The 3,152-nt window shown below is 75.1% G+C and carries 4 protein-coding genes; all 4 read left to right on the top strand.

Annotated features, from left to right (window positions below):
* The coding region (locus AB8Z36_RS36020) for a sensor histidine kinase (RefSeq protein ID WP_369217603.1) at positions 1-1,214 on the top strand (1,214 nt) is incomplete at its 5' end.
* Entirely contained in the window at positions 1,211-1,870 is a 660-nt protein-coding gene (locus AB8Z36_RS36015) for a response regulator (RefSeq protein WP_369217602.1), read from the top strand. The genes AB8Z36_RS36020 and AB8Z36_RS36015, both read left to right, overlap by 4 nt.
* A 168-nt stretch (positions 1,871-2,038) precedes the next feature.
* Positions 2,039-2,587 carry a hypothetical protein gene (locus AB8Z36_RS36010; protein ID WP_369217601.1) on the top strand — a complete coding sequence of 183 codons (549 nt, stop codon included), beginning with the start codon at positions 2,039-2,041 and terminating at the stop codon, positions 2,585-2,587.
* Between the two features lie 13 nt (positions 2,588-2,600).
* Positions 2,601-3,152 (top strand): hypothetical protein (locus AB8Z36_RS36005; RefSeq protein ID WP_369217600.1); only part of this gene is annotated, 552 nt, incomplete at its 3' end.

The following is a 3,152-nucleotide window of genomic DNA, read 5'->3' as shown; positions in this document are numbered from 1 at the left end:
ACCCCGACGCCCGCTGGCTCGCGGCCGTCATGCACGCGACGTTCTACCTGCTCCTCGCCACCTCGCTGGCCCGCTTCCTGCTGCGCCACCCCGGCGGCGCGCGCCTCCCGTGGATCATCGCGCTGTCGGCGGTCCTGGCCGTTCTGTACGCCCTGCCGTTCCTGACGGGCGCGATCACCAGGAAGGGCCCCGCGCCCCGTCACCTGGTCCGGCTGGCCCTGGTCGTCGCGGTCTGGCTGGTCCTCGTGGGCCTGGCGCCGAGCTTCGGCTGGTGCGCGGTGCCGCTCTTCTACACCGGGCTGCGGACGCTGCCGCCGCGCCCGGCCCTGGCCCTGGTGGCCGTCCTGACCGGCTGCGTGATCGCCTCGCAGCTACGGCTCGCGGGCCGCTACGACCCGGACCTGATCCTCGGGCCGCCCGCCGTGTCGGCGATCGCGACGGCGGTCTTCCTCCACATGCGCCGCCAGGCGGCCCGCCAGCGCGAGCTGATCGACGACCTCATCCGCACCCGCCGCGAACTGGCCGCCACCGAGCGGCGCGCGGGCACGCTCGCCGAACGCCAGCGGCTCTCCATGGAGATCCACGACACCCTCGCGCAGGGCCTGTCGAGCCAGCAGATGCTGCTCCAGGCGGCCGACCGCCTCTGGGACACGGACCCGGCGAGGGCCCACGCCCATGTCCGTACCGCCGAGTCGATCACCGAGCGCGGTCTCGCCGAGGCCCGCCGGTTCGTGCACGACCTCGCGCCCGCAGACCTCGCCGACGGCGGTGGGCTGCCCGAGGCGCTGCGGGCGCTGGCGGAACGGGAGTCGGACGCGGGCCTCACCGTGCGCTTCCACGCCGAGGGCGCTCCGGTGCCGCTGCCGGACCGGGTCGCCTCCGCGCTGCTGCGGACCGCGCAGGGCGCGCTGGCCAATGTGCGCGAGCACGCCGAGGCCCGCACCGCCGCGCTGACCCTGACGCTCCTGGACGATCAGGTCGTCCTCGACGTCGCGGACGACGGCCGGGGCTTCACGCCGCCGTCCGACGGGGGCGCGCGGCCGGGCGTACGGGGCCATGGTCTGCCCGCGATCCGGGCACGGGCCAAACAGCTCGGCGGTTCGCTGACCATCGAGTCGGCGCCGGACGAGGGCACGGTCCTTTCCGTCTCGATCCCGCTGGAGCCGTCGGCGCCGCCGCCGGACCCCTCGCAGCCGTGGGAGCCGCTGTCATGAACGTGCACGACACACCGCCCGCGCGCCGCCCCGTCCGCCTCCTGGTCTGCGACGACCACGTGGTCGTCCGCGCGGGCCTGCTCGCCCTGCTCGGCAGCGCGCCGGACATCGAGGTGGTCGGCGAGGCGGGCACGGGCGAGGAGGCGGTCGCCCTGGCCGCGAAACTGGCGCCGGACGTCGTCCTGATGGACCTCCAGCTCGGCGAGGGCATCGACGGCGTGGAGGCGACGCGGCGCATCACCTCCCCCTCGCCCGGCGCGCCGCCGCACGTCCTCGTCCTGACGACGTACGACACCGACGCGGACATCACGCGGGCGATCGAGGCGGGCGCCACGGGCTACCTGCTGAAGGCCGAGCGGCCCGAGGAGCTGTTCTCCGCGATCCAGGCCGCGTCCCTTGGCCGCACCGCGCTCTCGCCGCCGGTCGCCTCCCGCGTCATGGCCCGCATGCGCGCGCCCCGGCCCACGCTCACGGACCGCGAGCGCGACATCCTGGGGCAGCTCTCGCGGGGTCTCGGCAACCGTGAGATCGCCCGCGCGCTCTTCATCAGCGAGGCCACGGTGAAGACGCACCTGGGCCGCATCTACGACAAACTGGGCGTCGATACGCGGGCGGGCGCCGTAGCGGTGGCGAAGGAACAGCGGCTGCTGCCCTGACGCACGGGCGGGCCTGGCCGTACGGGCTCGCCGTACCGGCCTCGCCGTGCGGGCCTCGCCGCACGGGCCCGCGTCTCCGCCGTGGGTCGCGGGAATCCCCGCCCGGCGGAGGCGGATCGTAGGGCCGGAGGACGTGCCGGTCCCGGCCCTGGCGGCATCGTCCTGCGCATGACGACGACATCGGCATCCCCCCACGGACTCCGGACCCCGGCCGGTGCGGCTCCGGCTCCTCGCCCGGCTCCCCTCCCGGCCCCCCGGTGGGCGCGCCGGGCCGCGCACGCCATCGCGCTCTGCGCCGTCCCCTCCGGCCTCTGGCGCCTCGCGATGGCCTGCGGCGTCCACGTGGGCTACAGCGACGAGGTGCTGCGGGAGCGGTACGGCGTCCCCGGCTGGGGCGTCGCGTACCTGGTGGCCCTGGTGGCGCTCCAGGAGGGCGCGGCCCTGCTGCCGCTGCTCCTGGTCACGGACCGGCTGCGGCGGCCACGGGTCGTGGCGGTGGCGGCATGGTCGGTGTCGGCGTTCACCCTGCTCCTCGCGGCGAGCCAGGTGGTGGTGTACGTCGCCGTGGAGTCCCGTTCGTACCTCTCGCCCGGGGCGAGCACGGTGATGGTCCTCTGCTACGCCCCGCTGTTCGCGGTCCCGCCGCTGCTGACCGCCGTCACCTGGTCCTACGGCAGGCGGCACCGGGTCCGGGCAACGCCGGAGGCCGGGGCGTGACACCATCGGCTCCGTGCTCGACATCGGCTACGCGCTCTCCCGCCGCTTCCCTGACCCCCCGCAGCTCGACTACAGCCGCGCGGACGTCCGCACGCTGCGTCATGACCTCTTCTGCGGGGACGTGTATCTGGCGGACACCAAGGCGGACAGGGAACTGTCCACAGCCTGGGGATGGGTGCCCGTCCTCGACTTCGCGTGGGCGCTGTGCGACATCGTGGAGGCCCTGGACCAGGACCCGCTCGGCAGCAGGGCCTCACGGCCGCAGTACGCCGAGCTGGACTTCACGGAGTCCACGGACCGGATGCTGTTCGCCCGGCGCTTCGGCTGGGTGGACATCGAGGCGGACTGGATGGACCCGGAGGAGGCTCCGCTGGCCTTCTCCCACGCGGAGCTGCGCCGCGAGGCGCGGGACTTCCTCCACGACCTCGTGGCGGACCTCACGGACCTCCATGGCTCCCTCGCGGACAACCCGGCCCTGTGGTCCCTCCTCTCCCGCTACCCTCGCGTCCCGCGCTCCCCCCCCCCCCCCCCCCCCCCCCCCCTCCGCGGCGGAACTCTCCACCCA

The organism is Streptomyces flavofungini, assembly GCF_041028215.1.
GTDB classification, from domain to species: domain Bacteria; phylum Actinomycetota; class Actinomycetes; order Streptomycetales; family Streptomycetaceae; genus Streptomyces; species Streptomyces flavofungini_B.
The sequence above is the reverse complement of the archived record's forward strand: the minus strand, read 5'-3'. Positions and strand labels throughout refer to the sequence as shown.